We start from the raw sequence: 20,909 nt of genomic DNA, 5'->3' as shown, positions 1-20,909 counted from the left end.
TCCTTTTTATTGGTGCTTCATAGCAATCATATCGTGAATATAACGCGCTTGTTCAAACTCAGGTTGTAATGTAAATGCTTGTTTCAAATGGTATAAGGCATCTTCAGTACGCTCAGTTGACACTGCAAATAGTACACCTAAGTTATAGTGAGCATCAGCATTATTCCAGTCTTGATCGATAACATATTGTAATTCTTTTTGTGCTACATCAAACATTTCTAATGAGCAAAGTAAGATCCCGTATGCTAGACGAACTTGTACGTCTTCAGGAGCCAACTCTGCTGCTCTTTGTAAATAAGGTAACGCTAATTTTGTTTCACCAGCGCGTTCAAAGCTTTTTCCAAGCATATAGAATGCATCTTCACCTTCAATACCTAGGCGAATGGCAATTTCATATAATTTAGCTGCTTCCATAAAACGCTCGCTATTGTAATATAAATTAGCTAACCCGTAATAAGCTGTTGCTGCTTTTTCATCTAACGTAATTGCTTTTTGAAAAAAACGCTCAGCTCTTTCAGTTTCATCCATAGAAGCAAGTAGGTTACCAAAATTGATGTAACCTACTGTGTTATTTGGTTCTTCTTCTATTGCTTGTGTAAAAGCTTTGACAGCGTCTTCGTAACGCTTTTCTTGAATAGCTTTTATACCTTGTTCGTTAAAATCCAATATTTCCACTCCTATTAACCTACATACGTTAATTTTTTACCGTCTTTAAAGACTTCATCAATCGTTGCGCCACCTAGACATTCATCACCATCATAAAATACGACAGATTGTCCTGGTGTGATAGCACGTATTGGTTCTTCAAAAGTAACACGCACTTTATCATCACCTAACATTTCAACCTCTACCGGTGTATCTTGTTGGCGATAACGGAATTTAGCTGTACAACTAAATTTCTCTTGTTTTGGCTTATTTGAAGTAAAACCTAATTTCACTGCTGTTAAGCTATGAGAATACAGTTTGTCATTATGGAAGTTTTGTCCAACTAGTAACACGTTTTTTTCTAAATCTTTACCAAGTACAAACCAAGGTTCACCGTCGCCACCAATACCTAAGCCGTGACGTTGTCCAATTGTATAGTACATTAAACCGTCGTGTTTACCCATAACCTTCCCATCCATTGTTTCCATATTGCCTGGTTGAGCTGGTAAGTATTGGCTTAAGAATTGTTTGAAATTACGTTCACCAATGAAGCAAATACCTGTTGAATCTTTTTTCGTAGCAGTTGCTAATCCTGCTTCAAGTGCGATTTCACGTACTTTTGGTTTCTCTAAATGACCAATTGGGAACATTACTTTTGAAAGTTGTTCCTGTGATAGTTGGTTCAAGAAATATGTTTGGTCTTTATTATTATCTTTTCCGCGTAACATGATTGTTTCACCGTCGCGCTCCGCTACTTGAGCATAATGACCTGTTGCTAGATAGTCAGCGCCCAGTTTTAATGCGTGTTCAAGGAATGCCTTGAATTTGATTTCTTTGTTACACATCACGTCTGGGTTTGGTGTGCGTCCTGCTTTATATTCATCTAAGAAGTACGTGAAAACTTTATCCCAATATTGCTTTTCAAAGTTTACAGCATAATAAGGGATTCCGATTTGGTTACATACTTTAATAACATCATCATAATCTTCCGTTGCAGTACAAACACCAAACTCGTCTGTATCGTCCCAGTTTTTCATGAAGATGCCAATTACATCATAGCCTTGTTTTTTCAATAAATACGCAGCAACTGAAGAATCGACTCCTCCAGACATGCCGACAACAACGCGTGTTTTTGAGGGGTCTTTTGTTGCGTTCATAACATTCACCTTTTTTCTTTTATTTCGCTAAGCGCTCAACAATTTCAACTGTTTTGTCAGCAGCTAATTGAACATCCTCTAAAGAGAGCCCAAGTCCGAAGCTAAAACGAATTGAATTGCGTAGTTCTGGTGCACCTTTTCCGTACATTGCAACCAACACATGCGATGGATCTATTAATCCAGCCGTACATGCAGAACCACTTGAAGCTGCGATACCTGCCATATCTAAATTTACTAGGAAGGATTCAACATCCATACCTGTAAAACTAATATTCAATACATGTGGTAAAGAGTTAATTGTATCACCATTAATATGATAAGAAATTTTATCTTTGTCTAATGTATTTAAAAATAATTCTTGGAAGCTAATAAATTCTTGCTGTTTCGCTTCAAAATTTGCTTGTGCAATTCTTACTGCTTCTGCAAACGCACCAATTGCAGGAATATTCTCAGTTCCTGCTCGACGTTTACGCTCTTGTTCTCCACCAAGCAAGGTAGATTGTAATGGTGTATTTTCACGGTGATATAGGAAACCTATCCCTTTTGGTCCATTCAATTTATGAGCAGAAACCGAAAGTAAATCTACTTGTAAATCTTCCACATCAAATTTCTCTATACCATAAGCTTGTACTGCATCAGTATGGAATGATGCTTTGTGGTTTTTTAATAGTGATCCGATTTCTTTAATCGGCTGAATAGATCCTACCTCATTATTACCATACATAATTGTTACTAAGATCGTTTCATCCGTTAATGCCTGTTGGACATCTTGGACAGAAACAACCCCCTGTGCATTGACAGGTAAATACGTTACTTTAAAACCTTCTTTTTCAAGACGCTCACACGTATGCAATACTGCATGATGTTCAATTTGAGACGTAATAATATGACGACCTTCATTACGGCGCGCATATGCCGTACCGAAAATAGCTAAATTATCTGCTTCAGAACCACCACTTGTCATAATGATTTCTTGATCTTTAGCACCAATTGATTGTGCAAGTAGCATTTTGGCTTCGTCCAAATATTTTCTTGCATGACGTCCAATACTATGAATACTAGATGCATTCCCGTATACAGAACCCATAAGCTCAGTCATTTTTGCAATAACTTCTGGATGCATAGGAGAAGTGGCTGCATGGTCTAGATAAATTTCTTTCATCGTAAAAAACTCCTATCAAATTCGCCTTGGGAGATTTATTTCTGACGCTTTGTTTTCGTCTTAGAAAATATTCCTCGAGATAAAGCGCGGACGCTTGCCCAAGGCTTTAACTTTATTCAACTGGGTTTTATATCCCAATTGAATTATATACATCGACTAAATTTATCTCATCACATAAAAACAATGAGATTAATTCATTTAAATATAAAACATATAGCCGTCATCAGAATCTTGTTCTTTATAAGCAGCTAAATCCTCTAATGAAGTTGTATCTAATACATTCTTCACTGCATCACGAATTCCCATCCATAGCTGTCGCTGAGGTGGAGCTTCGTTTTCTATTCCTTCAACTGGTTGAATCGGTCCTTCAAGCACTCGAATGACATCAGCTGCTGAAATTAAATGCGGTGGTTTTGATAACATATAGCCACCATAAGCCCCACGAACACTCTTTACTAAACCTGAGTTTCTTAGGGGGGAAACAAGCTGTTCCAAATAAGCTTCTGACAAATCATTATCTGCTGCAATTTGTCGCAAAGGAATTGGACCTTGCCCGTATTGTTTGGCTAATTCGATCATAATTGTTAGACCATAACGGCCTTTAGTTGAGATTTTCAAAGTATACACCTCTATATAGTAGCTTACATTTATACGTTAAAGTATAGCATATTTCCTTCCATTCTACTCGGGAATGCTTTATCATAAATGTTACAAGTAGAAAAACAGAACAAACGTACGAGAGGAGGCAATTATTTTGCCAAATGAACCACTCGCATTCCGCATGCGGCCACGTAACTTAGATGAAGTCGTCGGTCAACAATCCATTATAGGAAAAAATACTACATTATATAAAATGATTTCAAATGGGCATGTCCCTTCCATATTACTATACGGTGAACCCGGTATCGGGAAAACATCGATTGCCTATGCTATTGCAGGTACTTCTCATCTTCCATTCTTTGCACTCAATGCGACACGCGCAGGAAAGAAAGATGTTGAAGATGTAGTAGCAGAAGCACAGATAACAGGTAAAGTGTTGCTGTTTTTAGATGAAATACATCGTTTCAACAAATTACAACAAGACACATTATTACCCCATGTTGAAAATGGCTCTATTGTATTAATAGGTGCAACAACTGAAAATCCATATCATGATGTGAACCCCGCCATTCGCTCACGCTGCGGCGAGATTAAGCAGCTTAAAAGATTAACATATGAAGATATTGACGCACTTGTATTACGCGCTCTAGAAGATAAAGAACGTGGACTTGGTCGTTATACAATAAGATTAAGCGATTCACAACGTGATAAAATAGTGGTTGCAGCACACGGAGATGCGCGAAAAGCATTAACATTGTTAGAGTCCATTTATTACGCTTCTGATGAAGTGAATAATGAAACGATTGTACAGGATGATACGGTCAAAAATCTAGCAGAACGTATCGGAGTTTTTGGAGACAAAAAAGGTTCACATTTTTATAATCTATTATCTGCATTACAAAAATCAGTAAGAGGTAGTGATACGAACGCTGCACTCTACTATTTAGCCCATTGTTTAGAAAATGGGGACTTAGTCGCCGTTGCTCGTAGATTGCTCGTTATGGGCTATGAAGATATTGGTCTTGCAAACCCTGAAATAGGTGGACATGTTCTAGCTGCAGTACAAGCAGCAGAGCGCCTTGGCTTACCTGAAGCACGTATCCCATTAGCACAAGCCGTAATTGAGATGTGCTTAGCATCCAAATCAAATTCTGCGATATCAGCAATTGACGCTGCCATCGCTGATATTCGAGCAGGAAAAACAGGAGATATTCCTATGCATTTACGGGATTCTCATTATGCTGGTGCAAAAACATTGGGCGTAGAAGGATATCAATATCCACATAACACACCTATCGGCACTTTTGGTGGATGGGTCGACCAAGAATATTTACCAGAAGAACTTGTCGGCATTGAGTACTATAAACCCGTTATTGCTGGGGAAGAAAAGCGCATGGCTGGAATTTATGATAAACTGAAATCTTTTAAAAAATAGCGCAAAGGGTTACCTACTTGTCTAGTACTTGTAAGGTAACCCTTTTGTTGTTAAATTCAGTTTTTCTAAATTAATGATCACTTTTTCACGCACAATTATTAAGGAAGTTTTGTCGATGCATGCAAGGAAATCGTTTTATTAATAGAAATAATTAACATAAAATTGAAGGAGCTTTTCTTATTCAACTAGAGAACACTTCTATTTAATAAATACTCAGATTAGGGAGAATGGAATATATGACCATTAAAGAATTAGCAAAAAAAATATTACTTCAATTTGCTACACGTACATATAAAAACCGTCCTTTTATAGTCGCAATTGACGGGTTAAGTGGAGCAGGTAAATCCACATTAGTAAAAAAAATTGAACAGGAATTGAGTAACAATAACAGCTCAGTAGTCATTTTACATATTGATGATCATATTGAGAAAAAGCATAAGAGGTATGAAACAGGACGTGAGGAATGGTATGAATATTACTACTTACAATGGGACATTAAGATGTTAACTACAAGTTTATTCGAAGGATTAAGGAACAATAAAAAGAACATCACTTTACCATTCTATGATAAATCTTCCGATACCATCTCAGCTAAACAAATTACTGTTGCAGTTGATAGTATCATTCTTATAGAAGGTATATTTCTTCAAAGAAAAGAATGGCGAGAGTTTTATGACTATACTATATTTTTAGATTGTCCTCGTGAATTAAGGTATGAAAGAGTTTTAAATCGGGATTCTTATATTGGGGATAAACAAGCAATACTTTTAAAATATAAAAGGAGATACTGGTTAGGAGAAGAACATTACTTGAACACAGAAAATCCAATTAAAAATGCAGATATAGTTATATAAACAAAGGAACCCCCTTACTTTAGTAATTAAAGCTTAAGGGGGCTACTCCTATAAATTATTTTTATCCACCTACAAAATTTCTAAACTTATTAGCAGCTTATTATGTCGTAACTTTTAATACTGTTTTAATTTTTTGGATAATACCACCCGTGCTATAAGTTAATACGCTACGTTTGTAGAATGATAGACTTAGCATGAATAACAAAACTACAGTCACAATAAGTATACCTAGTGAAATAATCGGTTCTGAAGCTGCAATATCGGTTGCACCAATTCGAAGCGGCATTACCATTCCTGAAGTAAACGGAATATAAGAACACACTTTTACTAATATTGTATCTGGACTATACATTCCTGATAATAGGACGTAAAATCCACCAACACCAACCATCATTGCAGGCATCATCGCTTGACCTGACTCTTCTACTTTTGACACAAGTGATCCAAGTAACGCACCCATAATTAGGAATAATAATATGGTTAATATTAAAAACGCCAGTACATATGCGACATATCCAGCTGACAGACTATTGATTACTTCAATTACTGTATCCCATTTTTCACCGCCATCTACTAATATAAATAGTAACGACTGTACTACAAATAATATAACAATTTGCGTTACCGCAAGTAAAAATGTTCCTGTTAATTTCGCCAGGAAATGTGTCACTGGTTTAATACTCGCAAGAAGTACTTCTAGAACACGTGACCCTTTCTCAGAAGCTACATCCGTCGTAATCATCGATAAGAACGACATTACAAACCCGTAGATGATGAATCCAACTATCATTGATGCGCCTATACCCGCGGACTTCTCATCTTCACTTTTACCACCAGCAGCTTCTTCATTCAAGTTTTTCGTTGTAATCATTGTCTCAGATTGTAAAATCTTATCTGCTTGCTCTGCAGTTAAATTGAGCTGTTGCACTTCATAAAGCTTCCCTGCATATTGGATACTAGACGATAAACTTTGCTGATCATTAAACTTAAGCGGATTAAATGTTGCGATTTCAGCTACTAATGATCCTGCCTTATCTTGAATGAAAATCGCAGCATCTAAATCTCCGTCTTTCACCTTTTTCTCAACTTTGCTTTCATCCTCTTTTGGGAATGAAAATTCAACATCTGCACTGGAAGTAAAAAGTGCTTTGAAATCTGCATCCGTATCGTTTAAAACTGCAACTTTTAAAGGCTCTTCCGAAAACAGTGCCTCTTTAATATCTGACCAGAACATCACACAACTAATGACGACAAGATATAACAGAATAGAGAAAATAAATGACTTTGCTTTAATCTTTTGCGTATAAAGTTGCTTTACTAATATCCAAAACTTAGACATTGCCGCCACCTACCTTATCTTTGAAAATTTCATCCAATGATAAATAATCCAGGCTGAATTTTTCGATGTAACTACCATTTGACACGATATCGAAGATTCCTTTTGCATATGATTCATCCTCTAATGTAAGCGTGTATTGTTCTTTGCCAATAGATACATCTTTCACTCCTGGTAAAGCCGTAAGTTCCTCTACTGCCATATGTGTTCTCACTGTTAACTTCGTTTTACCATATTGTTTCTTCAAATCTAACAAACTACCAGAAAACAATGATACTCCTCGTTTTAACAAACACAGATGATCACATAACTCTTCGACGTTTTCCATCTGATGACTTGAAAATAGAATCGTCGTACCATTTTCCTTCAAAAATAAGATCGCTTCTTTTAATAAATCTTTGTTCACAGGGTCTAATCCACTGAACGGTTCGTCTAAAATCAAAAACTCCGGCTTATGTATGAAACTTGCGATAAGCTGAACTTTCTGTTGATTTCCTTTTGATAGCGTCTCTGCTTTAGCCTTACGTTTTTCCTCTAGCTCAAAACGTTCAATCCAATAGTTCACATCTTCTTTTAACTCTTTTTTCTTACGTCCTCTTAGTTCGCCAAAGAAATATAACTGATCCTCCACTGTCATCGTTGGGAAAATACCGCGCTCTTCTGGTAAATAACCAAGTAAATCACGGTCTATTGCGTGTATTGACTCACCATTCCATGAAATTGTCCCAGCTGTTGTTTCCTGCAAATCTAAAATCATACGGAAAGTAGTCGTTTTCCCTGCACCATTTTGGCCAATCAGACCGAAAATCTCACCTTTTTCAATTGTAAAAGAAAGATTATCCACCGCCACAAAATTCTGATATCTCTTCGTTACTTCTTTAATTACTAATGCCATTGAAAGTCTCCTTTTCTAAATGCATTTACATTTTACTAGCAATCTAGTTTTACATTTTTTTCAAATATGAAACAATATCTGAGATTTTTTTAGTTTCCTGATTTTATTAAATGTATATAGAATAAAAGTAAATAAGGTAACTGCCATACCCAGATTAATACCAATAATAAAATTTGTAACATCCGATTCTTTACTCAAGAAAAGATTGGTGAAAAATATGAGTACATTAAATACGATAATAGCACTTGGAATTGCGATAATTCGATTATAATGAGCCATTTTAGATGCCGTATCAGTATAAAGTTCAAAAGGTTCTTCACTCGCATCTTTTCTTAAATAGACCCATCCAAAGTAAGTATCTACATGTTCTATACCACTATCTTGTAAAAACTCGATATACTCTTTATTATCTCGATGATTTGTTTTGTCTTTAAGTTTTTCTAGCCTATAGTTATAATTTACGGTTGCATCCTCTTCAAACGTATATCGAAAATAATTCACTTTTTTTAGTTGTAGACCTTTTTTAGATTGTGAGTTTAACCATTGTTCTTCCTTTTCAAAGTCCCAAAAACAATTATATGCGCCCTTCACCTATTCAATCCCTCCTTTTATCATCAATTCTCCATTCATTATTAATTCTTTCATCCTAATTATTTCAGCTTCCACTTCACTTTTTCCTTGAGCAGTAATCATATATTGTTTCTTTCTGGTTGACTCTTCAGCCTCAACAGTTTCAATCCAACCTCTCTCAACCAAGGACTTAAGAGCTCCGTATAAAGTGCCTGGTCCAAGCTGTACACGCCCCTTGCTCAATGATTCTACCAATTGCATAATGCCATATCCATGCCTTGGTTCATATAACGCCAGCAAAATATAATACACACCTTCTGTTAAAGGTCCATGTTGTTGCATATAAAATCACCTCTTTACATCAACAGCAATTATATCGCTAGCCGATACATAAATTATATCAGCAGTCGATATACTTTTCAATTGAATTTTAAACATTTTTATCCATTTATTAATTTTCATCCCTTTTAACAAAAAAAGCAAAAGCTCATAAGCTTTTGCATTTTAATCTCTCCATATTCACATGAAGTTTTTTAATTTCAATTTAGAACCTATATCAACCTTTAAACCATAGCTAACTTTATCATTTTCATTACCGAAATTAGTTTCTAAACATTTATCATTACAACTCGGGCAATTAGACAATAGTTTTTTCGCTATTATTTCATTTGACGAGCTAAATTAATCTCTTACCGTTTTAATCTCAATATCACTCAAAATATCTCGTACTACCCAACTAGCCGCGATTAATCCCACTGAAGATGGTACGAACGCATTTGATGATGGTGGCAATTGCGCTTTACGAATTTCTGCTTCTGGTTTACCAACTGTTTGTACAACATCTGGGCGCACGACAATCGGGCTCTCATCAGAGAAGATTACAGGAATCCCTTTTTTAATACCTTCTTTACGTAATTTCACACGAATTACTTTCGCTAATGGATCAGTATGTGTTTTGGAAATATCAGCAATTTGGAAACGTGTTGGATCCATTTTATTTGCTGCACCCATACTTGCAATTATTTTAACACCACGTTTTAAGCACTCTTTCATAATATGAATTTTATAAATCACTGTATCTGACGCATCAATCACATAATCTGGTTCATAACTGAAGAACTTTTCATACGTTTCTTCTGTGTAGAACATATGCAAATCTATGACTTCACAATCAGGGTTAATATCAGCAATTCGCTCCTTCATAACGGCTGATTTAGAGCGACCAATTGTCGACATATAAGCAACTAGTTGACGGTTAATGTTCGTAATATCTACATCGTCTTTATCTACTAAGATGATGCGACCAACACCACTTCTTGCACAAGCTTCAGCAGCAAATGATCCAACACCGCCAATACCTAAAATCGCTACAGTAGTATTTTTTAGTTTATCTATTCCATCTGTTCCAATGGCTAATTCATTACGTGAAAATTGATGTAACATATACCTTTCACTCCGTTTAATTTATATTTTGTAAGTAATCCTATCCTATTAGTAAGAAAATAGGTATCGTGAAAAATATATACAAAAACCTAAGCGATTGCAAGGGTTGACGTATGGAAAGTTCATAGTAAATTTGAAATTCGATAAATTCAAAAACAAATAACAAACAAATCCCGTAAATTCGCTGCTAGAGAAAAATAGCCAATTTACGGGATAAATAATACTTAAACTTCACTACCAGATTTCAACATTTGTTCATTAAATATCTCGACAAAACGTGGGTCTATGTATTGTCCACATTTTTTCAAGCCACCTACAACTGCTCCACCAATTGGTGGCATAAGCGAAGGGTAAAACTGAATTTCTATAACTTCTTTTTGTGCCAATTTTTGAAGAAGCGGAATGAAAAGTTCTATATTCGAGAACACACCACCTGCCAACACAACAGGAATTTTTTCTTTAGACCAAACCATTTGATCTAAACATGCTTTAATGGATTGGAAGTATTTCTCGCATGCCTTTTGAATAATAATGCGAGCTACTATATCTCCTTTAAGTGCTTCTTCGCTTACATACTTACTAAGTGGAGAAATAACGGTTCTTGGATGCCTTTCTCCGTAGACTTGGTCAATTATTTGAGGAACCGCGTCTACTTGAAAGTGCTGACACAACCTAGCTGTTAGATTGGTTTGATATCCCCTGCCATCATAAGCTTTAAATACAGCTTTTAAAGCCTGTACCCCTAAATCATAGCCACTTCCTTCATCATCAAACAAATACCCCCACCCAGATGTACGTATAATGTGGTGTTGTTCATCTAACCCTAATGTAATGGCTCCAGTTCCTGCAATTTGCACAATTCCTTCAGAACCTAAAGTGCCAGCATATAATGCATTAGTTGCATCATTTGCTATTTCAATCGTCGCCTCTTTTGGTAAGTGACTATGTAAAACATCTATTAGTATTGAATCATATTGTTTTTCTTTCACCCCAGCCATACCTGCAAAGCAACTTGCAATTTGCGCAAAAGCTATTGGATTTTGTGATTTTAATATTATTAATACTTGATCGATTACCTGTTCAAACTCTTTTTGACTCATTGTCGTTGGATTACTTTTACCGACTGTCACCATTGCATGTATATGTCCGCTTTCGTCACTAATAACAGCACATGTTTTGGTGCCGCCGCCATCAATCGCTAATACAAACATCTTTATCCCCCTAGCTACTTACTTCATCAAAGATAAGTAAAAAGGATTGAGAACTATAGAACATAGCACTCAACCCTTTTACTCATTCTAACTTTTTTTCTCTACCATATTAAATCCAAATGATTCCCATGGTTGTATTTTCTCAAGCAAATAAATTTCTTCCTGTACTACTTTGGCTACAATATTCGTACTTCCTGAATTCGGTATATCCTTTAGCACTAACTGTAACTCACCTTTGTAACGGATATCCTCATCATTATCTATCGTGATATCTCCTGTTTGAATATCAAATACATCATGCGGTTTGAATTGCTCCGCTTTATATTTAACTCGAGATTGTGTACTGCGAATCACATATTCAGAGACATCACCACGGTTAAAGTGAGGTTCTTCAAAGATGATTTTATTTTCCACCTCTGAATTTTCCGATGATGGTACAATATCAAGTTCTAATTTTTGACGATTCAGTTTTCCTAATGCTTGTAGTTCTTCTTCAGTTGCATACATATTCCCAATGATCAAATCATCAATTAAGCCAGTATGCCAAAGATCTTTTGCTTGAACTGTGATAGGTAAACCGCGATGCTCTTCTAATGTAGGTAAGCCGTACGGTGTTTCCTCCCAAGGTCCATACTGCGCATAATTCGAAGAAATCATCGCCGCAGTACGAATATGATTATCTTTGAATAACTTTGAAGATTTAACAAAATGTTCTCTCGAAAGGCCTGTATACTTTCTTGGATAGAAATTATGGCAGCCAATAATATTTTCACGATTTGGTTGATAAGACAAAATATTTTCTACATATTTTGTACCGTTACTAATATTAAGCTCGACTTTTAAGTTAGAAGCGTCCAATGACATGAACGCTTCCTCCTGTCCTGAAAATCCCATATCTAAGCGTAAAGCGGCTAAGTGATATTGCTCTTTCAAGAATGCGATATCTCTATAAGTTAAGCCTAATTCCTCAAAAACTTGCGGAGCGATGTCAGCGGAAATATCAAAGCCAAGCTGTTGCGCAAATTGATTGATTTGTTGTAACTTTTCTTTTTCCTCATTATTTTTCATAGACATTAGACAAGTGAATATCCGACTAAAACCGTGATCATGAGCTAGCTGGATATAGTTTTGCATTTCCTCTAGTGTGCTATGTTGAGGATAAATTGAAATTCCTAATCTTCTCATTTGAATACCTCCGCTTACCATCTATTAAACTTCTACTTTTTCTGCTACTTCTTTTTTCATTACTACTGATTGATTTTTTTTCGTTTCTTGTGTGGCTTCTGTTTTATCTAATTTAGCAGCTTTTGATGACATCATTACAAATGGTAGATAAATACATACTGAGATTGTTATTAATACTACACTCAGTAATCCACCAGTCCATGATTGTGTTGCTAACCAACCATTAATAATTGGTGGTGTTGTCCAAGGTGTTGCAATTGTCGCAGCTGGTACGAAGCCCCATTTTGTTGCGAAATAGGCAATTGTTACATTGACCATTGGAGTAAGAATAAATGGAATAACTAAAATTGGATTTAAAATAATAGGTAGACCGAACATTAAAGGCTCATTAATATTAAATAATGCTGGTGCTGCACCTATCCTACCTACCGTACTATATTGCTTATTCTTTCTAGCAAAAAGAATTATTGCGATTACTAAAGCAATTGTTGTTCCTGATCCACCCATATTAACGAAAGCATCAAAGAATGGCTTGTTAATAATATATGGTGCAGCTTCACCCGCATTTATTGCTTTAAGGTTTTCAGCAATAGCTGGAAGATTAATAGTTTGCATGAATGGGTCGATAATGTTCGCCCCGTGAATACCGAATGACCATAAGAATACAGGTACGAAAGCTAATAGCAAACCTGCAGCCCATGTATTTGTTAGACCCATAAATGGTTCTTGAATCGTTGTATAGAATGAAGATATAATATCTGGAATATCAAAGCTTGTTGAAATAACTGTTCTTACCAACGCAAATGTTGCAATTGTAATAATAGCAGGTAATAAAGCTGCAAAAGATTTTGAAACTGCAGGTGGAACACCATCTGGCATTTTAATCAATAAACGTTTGTTACCTGATAACCTTGAAAATAGTTCTGAAGATAACAGAGAAACTATTAATGCGACGAATATCCCCCCGGTCCCGGTGGTTAATCCACTTAGGCCGCCTTCACCGAATGTTCCGAAAGTCATATAACAAGATAAACTGATTACCCCTGCAGTCAATCCATCTTTACCATAGCTCTTAGCTAAGTGATATGAAACTGTAAAGGCAAGAAGCAAGGACATAATAGCAAATGTAGCATTCCACATATTGCCGCCCCATTGCGTCCATGTTCCATGATCCCAAATAGAGTCCATTAGTTTTTGATATGCTTTAATTGGTAAACCATTGAATAATACCGCTAATGAACCGATAATTGTCAGTGGCATGATTGTAATAAAGCCGTCACGGATTGCAACTAAATGTCGCTGATTCCCAACCCTTGCTGCTACTGGAACGAACTTCTCCTCTAAAAAACGAAACATCCCTCTCCACACTCCCTTGTGTTATAGATTATTTATATGGTAAACATCAAAACTGATGTTAAGCCCCTTGTAGACGGTCATATAAATCAATAATTTCAATTGCTAAATCTTTAAAAGTAATAGCGTTCATCAAGTGATCCTGTGCATGGACTAACATGATAGAAACCTCTACTTTTTCTCCTCTAGCTTCTTGTGTTAATAACGCTGTTTGAGAGTGATGTGCTTCTATTAAAGATTTATTAGCTAATGTAATTTTCTCTTTAGCAGCGCTTACATTTCCTTGTTTAGCCAGTTGAATCGCTTCCATACAATCACTTTTTACGTTACCGCTGTGTAAAATCAGCCCCATAATTGACTGTAATAAATCTGTTTCTTGCATGACCGTAAACCTCCTTGATTATCCAATTAAATTAAGTGCATGTTGCAACACTTTTTCGCCGTCCATCATGCCATAATCACTCATATTAATTACTTCGATTGGGAAGTTTTTAGCTTTATATTTCGCTTCAAATGGTCCCTTTAAATAGCGTACTTGAGGTCCCAATAATAAGACATCGATATTTTTATTTGCTAATGTAGAATCAACTTCACTTTCTGAAATTGCGAAAATATCAGCAGCTAAATTTTGTCCCTCAGCAGCTTTTTGCATTTTAGTTACTAGTAAACTAGTACTCATACCTGCCACACAAACGAGCATAATATTCTTCATGAAGAGCACCCCTTTTTTGTAATTTAACTCCTAAATTGAGAATAGCAGAAATTGGTCTATACCACAATACCTTAAACGCGCTTTATTTTCCTTTTATTCGCATTTTATTATTGGCATATTCATAAATAGCTTGAATTCACTGATTTTTCTAATAACTGGTATAGTCCAAAGTTTTTTTCAAAATTTTTTTGATAAACTTTATATTCGTTTAAAAACACATTAAAAATATTCATAAAATGCCGGTTTTTCTGTTCTTAACGCTTTGTTCCAAAGCATTAAGGCTGAATCATCAAGTTGATGATCAGCGTATAGCATTGATTCTGCTATGCTTAAATATCCAACTATTAGAGCTGAAAAAATATTAATCGACAAAGATAGAATTTGGCCATTAGGTATGCTATCCATTTCAATTACTTCTGTTTGACCTTCTCGATTGATACAGTAAAGCTTCTCATTCCACTGGGCAAACGGGTCCTGAATACGTAAATACAACTTTTCCGTTAACTCTGCCCAATTGTATTCTTTTAAAAATGCTTCAACATCAACAATTCTCACCATACAATCTTGAACAAGCTCTTTCTTAAATTGTGGTTGGTTAAAGTGGAATCCGAAATGACTTGTTCCTGCTGTATTACCAGTAATGTGATAAACACTTGCACTATGAGACGAAATATAGCGCCACATTGCCTTCTCAGCAAAATGATCCTTTACAACAAAGTCTTTAATAATAAAAGTGAGATTTTGAATTTGATAGCGTACGAAACCTTGGATTTCATCGTCTTTATAATAAGCTGCAAAATGACTGTCGGGCTCTCTACGCTGAATTCTTTTCCACCAAGCTGTATCACGCTTCATAAAGCCATTCATTATCCCTGCATTGTCATTATAAAAAGTACATACCTCATCAAAAAGCTGTTCATCAAGCCATTCAAAACTAAATCTTTTTACAACATCTAACTGATTACCGAAATTAGGGAAGGCTTCAGTAGGTATTGAATAATTCAGCTTATCAAAAAATAATTCCCAACCGAAATAACGATAAAAGGAGACAGAAAATGGTGCTAATACAGAGATACATTGACCATTTTCTCGCATTTCTTCCAAAGCACGAATCATCAATTTTTTCATAATTCCTCTATTTCGATACTCAGGATAAGTGCATACAAATCCAATACCGCCCATTTTGTATGTGGTTTGGTGGATTGTCATGTTTAGGGGTAGCACAAGCAATTGACCAACTAATTTTCTTCCATCATATGCTCCAATTGTTGTACTATATTCTACCCAATATTGAAAATCATCTCTTTTTTCACCAATATATTTATTCGAAAAACTATAATCTCGTAAACGATGAACTTGTTCACTGTCTTCTAGTGGTACTAATTGAATCATCAGCTTCTCCCCCTTAAGAGCACAACTATGTTAAATCTTTTAATTTTAAGAATAAATATTATTTATTTTACATTTTTTGTATAAAAAATGCCGACAATTCCAATCTTTAGGGGTTGCCGACATTCTATTGGCGACTAAGAAATTGCTTTCTTGTAATAGCCAGATTAATTGTTCGTGTTTAATAGTTTTGTCATATATTGTTCTACTTCCAAGGAAGTTGAAAGTGATAGTATCTTATCTAAATGTTGCGTTAATTCTAATTTTGAAAGGTCTGAAATTTGCGCACGTGCGCGCAAAATAGAAGAGGCACTCATTGAAAATTCATCTAAACCTAAAGCGAGTAAAATAGGTATAGCTATTTCATCTCCGGCCATTTCTCCACACATACCTACCCATTTACCATTCGCATGGCCAGCATCAATGACCATTTTCACAAGACGTAAAATGGCAGGATGGAATGGTTGGTATAAATAGGCAACTTTTTCATTCATACGATCTGCTGCTAAAGTATATTGGATTAAATCATTTGTACCAATAGAAAGGAAATCTGCCTCTTTAGCAAATAAATCTGCAATAAGCGCAGCTGAAGGGATTTCTACCATCATGCCAATCTCAATTTCTCTTGAAACTTCAATTCCTTCTCTTAACAACTTCTCTTTTTCTTCTTCCAATAAAGCTTTTGCTTTACGGAATTCATCAAGTGTTGCAATCATAGGGAACATAATCTTCAAATTACCGTAGACACTTGCACGGAGAAGTGCACGTAACTGTGTACGGAAAATATCTTGTTGTTCCAAACAAAGTCTTATAGCTCTATGCCCTAAGAAGGGATTCATTTCTGGCTCCAATTTCAAATACGGTAATTCTTTATCTCCACCTATATCCAACGTTCTAACAACAGTTGGTTTTTGGCCCATTTTTTCAAGTACTGTTTTATAAGCAATATATTGCTCTTCTTCTGACGGCAATTCTTGACGATCCATATATAAAAACTCTGTACGGAATAAGCCAATGCCGTCACCGCCGTTAGCTAAAATATTGTCTACATCCTCTGGCTTACCAATATTGCCCGCTAATTCTACATGAAATCCATCAGCACTTATACTTTCCGCGGTTACAAATTGCTGGAACATTGCACTCTCTGCTGCTTGCTCTTCTTGAGCTAATAAATACTCAGCAATTATTTCTTCATTAGCATCTAATAAAACTGTTCCCTTTGTACCATCTAATATGATCTTAGCTCCGTGGGGTATATCTGTAGTTGCTATTTTTGTCCCTACAACAGCGGGTATTTCCATAGTTCTTGCTAAAATAGCCGAGTGAGATGTACGTCCCCCGATATTTGTCACAAAGCCTTTCACATGAGTTTTATCAAGCTGTGCAGTCATCGATGGTGTCAAATCATCAGCAACAATAATAACATCCTTTGATAAACGACTATAATCAGGTAATTCAATGTCCAATAAGTTCGCTAATAATCGCTTTGCTACATCACGAATATCAGCTGCACGTTCTTGCATGTATTCATTGTCCATAGATTCAAATAACTCGATAAACATAGTTGTTGTTTCTTGCAAAGCAAATTCAGCATTTACACCTTCACTTAGCTGAACATCAATTGCATTTAACATCTCAGGGTCTTGCAGCACTAATAAATGCGCAGAGAAAATTTCTGCTTTATCGTGCCCAAATTTTTTTTCCGCTGCTTCACGAATTGCTTCAAGTTCAATTTTCGTTTTAGAAACAATTTCTTTAAAGCGTAATTTTTCCGCTTCTATATCAGTAATAGTCAATTTGTCAAAGGTTAGATCCGGTTCTACTAAGCAGTACGCATTCGCAATAGCAATTCCGTTTGAGACAGCAATACCTTTAATCTCTAACATTCTTGTCCTAGGCCTTCTGAAATCATTAATTCTGAAACTTTTGCGATTGCTGCTTCTGCATCTGAACCTTCTGCTTTAATAGTAACAACTTCACCGGTTGGAACACCTAATGACATAACACCCAAAATAGATTTTAAATTGACTGTTTTTCCTTTGTACTCAAGTTGTATATCTGATGCGAAAGGTGTTACACCTGCAACCAATACCGTTGATGGACGTGCATGTAATCCTACTGAACTAGTAATTTTATAAGTTTTTTCCATATTAATCTCCCCCATACTAATATTTATTCGAAGTTTATTCTTCTACTATACTTCGCTATCATACAATCATTTTTTTCTTTACTACCGTCTAGATTTGCACTTTCAAATACTGGCGGCTCGACTCCTTCACTAGCTAAAATTTCAATCACTTGAGATAGTGTAGTATTCAAGATAGCAGAACCGATAGTCGTAGATGCGGGACCATACTGCACGCTATTTTTCCACAATAACCCATCACCTATTGGGATATGCGTATCTAATACGAAGTCTGCCATTTCTTCTAGGCGTTTTCCTGTACTATGTTTTGAAACTTGCTCTTTATAATGAAGTGACTGTAATGAAATAACACGCACCCCAGCTTCTTTTGCTAGTAATGCAACATCAATAGGTACAACATTTCTTCCTGATGTGGAAACAATTATTAATACATCATGTGGATTGAATTCAAATTGATGACGATGTTGCGAAACGAAATTTGGATCCTTCTCATTTGCAGAAGAGGTCAGTGCACCTTTATGTAACATCAATGGCTCAATGAATATGGGACGTACTGGTACTAATCCACCAGCACGATAAAAAGCTTCTTGTGCTAGAATATGGGAATGACCACAACCGAATAGTTGTAATATACCTCCGTTTTGGATACGCTCAGCTATCAATTCGGCTGCTTTTGTCATATTTGATTGTTCTTCTTCTACTATTACATTTAATAATTGTTGAACCTCTTGAAAATATTGATGCATGTTATCACCTCTGTATTTCACTAATAAATTTATAGCGATCTGCACGATATGTACTACGCACTAATTCAAACGGTATTCCAGTACTTAAATAACTTTTTCGTTCAATAATTAATACAGCTGATGGTTGCTCAATATTCAATAGCTTACTATCTTCTTTTGTTACTAGTGCCGCTTCCATTAACTGCGAAGCATGACCAATCTTTTGATGATGTCTTTCTTCTATTAGAGAGTATAACGAACCCAAAACCATACTTTTATCTAAGTCAGGAATGATTTCTACTGGTATATACGTTCGTTCAATAGCCATTGGTAGCTGATCTGCGTTACGAATTCGGACAACTGAAAATACTTCATCTCCCGTTTTCATTTGCAATGCCTTTGCAATATCAATTGGAGGTATAATTTTCTCAAAGCGAATAAGTTTATTACTTGGCTCATAGCCTCTTGAACGCATATCTTCTGTAAAACTTGTCAATCCGCTTAATGGTTGCTCTAATTTTGGATTCGCTACGTATGTACCGCGTCCTTTTTCTCTATAAAGCAAGCCACTATTTACTAAATTTGTGATGGCATGCCTTACGGTCATACGGCTTACACCTAACTGTTCAGAAAACTCTCTTTCAGAAGGAATATTCTCACCTATCTTATATTCCTCTTCGAAAATTTTACCTTTTAAAAATTCTTCAATTTGTATATACATTGGAACTGGTGAATTTTTATCTAACAAGCATTTCCCCACCTTTCATGTAGCCCCTACCAAAACTACAGCTTGTTATTTTTTTCATATACAACTTTACCGCGACAGATAGTCTTTTGTACATTTAATTCTTCATCTAAAATAACTAGATCTGCATCCATCCCTTTACCGATATACCCTTTGGATGGTAATTCAAGCTGATTAGCAGCATTGTTGGAAGACATAGCTACTAATTCCTGCAATGTACATTTCGTGACAGCATGTATATTTTTTACAGCTTGTTCCATTGTTAGTACACTTCCAGCTAACGTACCATCGGATAAATGTGCACCAGTTTCAGTTACATGTACCGCTTGGCCGCCTAAATCATAAACACCATAATCCAGACCTTTCGCCCTCATGGCATCAGTTATCAAAATAACTCGAGATGCTCCCTTTAATCGATAAGCGAATATAACAGATTTAGGGTGACTATGGATGAAATCTGCTATAATTTCTACCTTCAAATCATCTTCTAGTAATACATCTCCAACAACACCTGGTTCTCGATGATGAAAAGGACGCATTTGGTTATATAAGTGAGTTGCTTGTTTTGCGCCGATTCCAACGGCATGCTCTATTTCATCAGATATAGCATCTGAATGACCTAATGATACAACGATTCTTTCTTTACTAATTTTCTCGATAAATTCAAAACCATTATTTACTTCGGGAGCTACTGTAATTTGTTTTATGCGACCTTCACTAAGTTCTTGCCAGTGATGAAACTGCTGAATAGACGGTTCAATAATATATTGTATCGGTTGTGCCCCGGCTCTTTCCTTTGATATATATGGACCTTCAACATGTATCCCTAACATTTCCGCCTCATTTAAAGTCCCTTTAAAAGTTGCAGCATTTTTTAAAGTTGCTTCAATCGCATCTACTGACTGCGTCATAGTCGTTGCAAGAAAACTTGTCGTCCCCTCTTTAGGTAACGAACGAGCTATGCCTCGCAATGCTTCTTCTGTTGCGTCCATGGCGTCAAAACCAGCTGATCCGTGTATATGCATATCAATATATCCGGGGAAAACAATCCATCCTTTAGAGGTCCCATCAATAGTATGCTGTGCTTGAATACTTAATCCCTTACCTACTTTCGTAATTTTACCTTCTTCCAGGTAAATATCACCTACAAATGCATCTTGGTCATAGTTAACGATCGTTACATTTGAAATTAGAATTGTTTCACTCATGTACAATATCTCCTAATTAAAACCAGAAAAAATCATCCCTTCTTTCTGATTTTCAGTATCCTACCTTACCTCAGCTAGCTATTAATTAATCGAAGTATTTCAATGCATATTTTATGCATTTTTTGTTCTTTGATAATA

The 20,909-nt window shown here is 35.9% G+C and carries 22 protein-coding genes; 2 read left to right on the top strand and 20 right to left on the bottom strand.

Going from position 1 to position 20,909, the window contains the following annotated elements; all coding sequences use genetic code 11:
• Positions 1 to 6: 6 nt before the first annotated feature.
• The 4 genes from MKY02_RS05940 to cymR all read right to left on the bottom strand — a co-directional run bounded on the left by MKY02_RS05940 (position 7) and on the right by cymR (position 3,582).
• Complete coding sequence (locus MKY02_RS05940; RefSeq protein ID WP_038187277.1) at positions 7 to 666, bottom strand: tetratricopeptide repeat protein; 660 nt, start codon at positions 664 to 666, stop codon at positions 7 to 9.
• Between the two features lie 14 nt (positions 667 to 680).
• Positions 681 to 1,802, bottom strand: a complete 1,122-nt coding sequence (gene mnmA, locus MKY02_RS05935) for a tRNA 2-thiouridine(34) synthase MnmA (RefSeq protein ID WP_038187280.1) — start codon at positions 1,800 to 1,802, stop codon at positions 681 to 683.
• A gap of 19 nt (positions 1,803 to 1,821) precedes the next feature.
• On the bottom strand, positions 1,822 to 2,964 hold the full coding sequence (locus tag MKY02_RS05930) for a cysteine desulfurase family protein (RefSeq protein ID WP_038187282.1): 1,143 nt from the start codon (positions 2,962 to 2,964) through the stop codon (positions 1,822 to 1,824).
• A 198-nt stretch (positions 2,965 to 3,162) separates the two neighbouring features.
• Complete coding sequence (cymR, locus tag MKY02_RS05925) at positions 3,163 to 3,582, bottom strand: cysteine metabolism transcriptional regulator CymR (RefSeq protein ID WP_038187285.1); 420 nt, start codon at positions 3,580 to 3,582, stop codon at positions 3,163 to 3,165.
• Between the two features lie 136 nt (positions 3,583 to 3,718).
• Here cymR and MKY02_RS05920 point away from each other — a divergent pair, with 136 nt between their 5' ends.
• Positions 3,719 to 4,999, top strand: coding sequence for a replication-associated recombination protein A (locus MKY02_RS05920; RefSeq protein WP_038187289.1), 1,281 nt, complete (start codon positions 3,719 to 3,721; stop codon positions 4,997 to 4,999).
• Between the two features lie 236 nt (positions 5,000 to 5,235).
• Entirely contained in the window at positions 5,236 to 5,853 is a 618-nt protein-coding gene (locus MKY02_RS05915) for a kinase (RefSeq protein ID WP_038187292.1), read from the top strand.
• A 100-nt stretch (positions 5,854 to 5,953) separates the two neighbouring features.
• Here the strand turns inward: MKY02_RS05915 and MKY02_RS05910 are convergent, their stop codons facing one another.
• From MKY02_RS05910 to nagA, 16 genes are all read right to left on the bottom strand, one after another.
• Positions 5,954 to 7,192: an ABC transporter permease gene (locus MKY02_RS05910; protein ID WP_076034362.1), complete on the bottom strand. Its 1,239-nt coding sequence runs from the start codon at positions 7,190 to 7,192 to the stop codon at positions 5,954 to 5,956.
• Positions 7,185 to 8,084, bottom strand: a complete 900-nt coding sequence (locus tag MKY02_RS05905; protein WP_038187298.1) for an ABC transporter ATP-binding protein — start codon at positions 8,082 to 8,084, stop codon at positions 7,185 to 7,187. The genes MKY02_RS05910 and MKY02_RS05905 overlap by 8 nt, the downstream gene beginning before the upstream one ends.
• A 60-nt stretch (positions 8,085 to 8,144) precedes the next feature.
• Entirely contained in the window at positions 8,145 to 8,675 is a 531-nt protein-coding gene (locus MKY02_RS05900) for a DUF2812 domain-containing protein (protein WP_340710802.1), read from the bottom strand.
• A complete protein-coding gene (locus MKY02_RS05895; protein WP_038187299.1) occupies positions 8,676 to 8,996 on the bottom strand; it encodes a PadR family transcriptional regulator in 321 nt (106 codons plus the stop codon).
• A gap of 339 nt (positions 8,997 to 9,335) precedes the next feature.
• The gene (locus MKY02_RS05890; RefSeq protein ID WP_038187302.1) at positions 9,336 to 10,097 is read right to left on the bottom strand and encodes a tRNA threonylcarbamoyladenosine dehydratase; all 762 of its coding nucleotides are present in this window, start codon (positions 10,095 to 10,097) and stop codon (positions 9,336 to 9,338) included.
• A gap of 224 nt (positions 10,098 to 10,321) precedes the next feature.
• Positions 10,322 to 11,308, bottom strand: coding sequence for an N-acetylglucosamine kinase (locus tag MKY02_RS05885; protein ID WP_076064908.1), 987 nt, complete (start codon positions 11,306 to 11,308; stop codon positions 10,322 to 10,324).
• An 87-nt stretch (positions 11,309 to 11,395) separates the two neighbouring features.
• The gene (locus tag MKY02_RS05880) at positions 11,396 to 12,493 is read right to left on the bottom strand and encodes a DUF871 domain-containing protein (protein ID WP_076034439.1); all 1,098 of its coding nucleotides are present in this window, start codon (positions 12,491 to 12,493) and stop codon (positions 11,396 to 11,398) included.
• A gap of 24 nt (positions 12,494 to 12,517) precedes the next feature.
• On the bottom strand, positions 12,518 to 13,849 hold the full coding sequence (locus MKY02_RS05875) for a PTS sugar transporter subunit IIC (protein ID WP_076034359.1): 1,332 nt from the start codon (positions 13,847 to 13,849) through the stop codon (positions 12,518 to 12,520).
• A 58-nt stretch (positions 13,850 to 13,907) separates the two neighbouring features.
• Entirely contained in the window at positions 13,908 to 14,228 is a 321-nt protein-coding gene (locus tag MKY02_RS05870; protein ID WP_038187314.1) for a PTS lactose/cellobiose transporter subunit IIA, read from the bottom strand.
• An 18-nt stretch (positions 14,229 to 14,246) separates the two neighbouring features.
• A complete protein-coding gene (locus MKY02_RS05865) occupies positions 14,247 to 14,558 on the bottom strand; it encodes a PTS sugar transporter subunit IIB (RefSeq protein ID WP_038187317.1) in 312 nt (103 codons plus the stop codon).
• 219 nt (positions 14,559 to 14,777) lie between these two features.
• Positions 14,778 to 15,950, bottom strand: a complete 1,173-nt coding sequence (locus MKY02_RS05860; RefSeq protein ID WP_246832115.1) for a GNAT family N-acetyltransferase — start codon at positions 15,948 to 15,950, stop codon at positions 14,778 to 14,780.
• Between the two features lie 164 nt (positions 15,951 to 16,114).
• On the bottom strand, positions 16,115 to 17,833 hold the full coding sequence (gene ptsP, locus MKY02_RS05855) for a phosphoenolpyruvate--protein phosphotransferase (RefSeq protein WP_340710800.1): 1,719 nt from the start codon (positions 17,831 to 17,833) through the stop codon (positions 16,115 to 16,117).
• A complete protein-coding gene (locus MKY02_RS05850) occupies positions 17,827 to 18,096 on the bottom strand; it encodes a phosphocarrier protein HPr (protein ID WP_038187323.1) in 270 nt (89 codons plus the stop codon). Before MKY02_RS05850 ends, ptsP begins: the two co-directional genes overlap by 7 nt.
• Before the next feature lie 23 nt (positions 18,097 to 18,119).
• Positions 18,120 to 18,839 carry a sugar isomerase domain-containing protein gene (locus tag MKY02_RS05845; RefSeq protein ID WP_038187325.1) on the bottom strand — a complete coding sequence of 240 codons (720 nt, stop codon included), beginning with the start codon at positions 18,837 to 18,839 and terminating at the stop codon, positions 18,120 to 18,122.
• A gap of 4 nt (positions 18,840 to 18,843) precedes the next feature.
• On the bottom strand, positions 18,844 to 19,566 hold the full coding sequence (locus MKY02_RS05840) for a GntR family transcriptional regulator (RefSeq protein ID WP_038187327.1): 723 nt from the start codon (positions 19,564 to 19,566) through the stop codon (positions 18,844 to 18,846).
• A gap of 35 nt (positions 19,567 to 19,601) precedes the next feature.
• Positions 19,602 to 20,771, bottom strand: a complete 1,170-nt coding sequence (gene nagA, locus MKY02_RS05835) for an N-acetylglucosamine-6-phosphate deacetylase (RefSeq protein ID WP_076034357.1) — start codon at positions 20,769 to 20,771, stop codon at positions 19,602 to 19,604.
• Between the last annotated feature and the right edge of the window lie 138 nt (positions 20,772 to 20,909).

Origin of the sequence: Viridibacillus sp. FSL R5-0888 (assembly GCF_038009105.1) — a bacterium.
Classification (GTDB): Bacteria; Bacillota; Bacilli; order Bacillales_A; family Planococcaceae; genus Viridibacillus; species Viridibacillus arenosi.
Note: the sequence above shows the minus strand (reverse complement) of the source record. Positions and strands in the feature narration are given on the sequence as shown.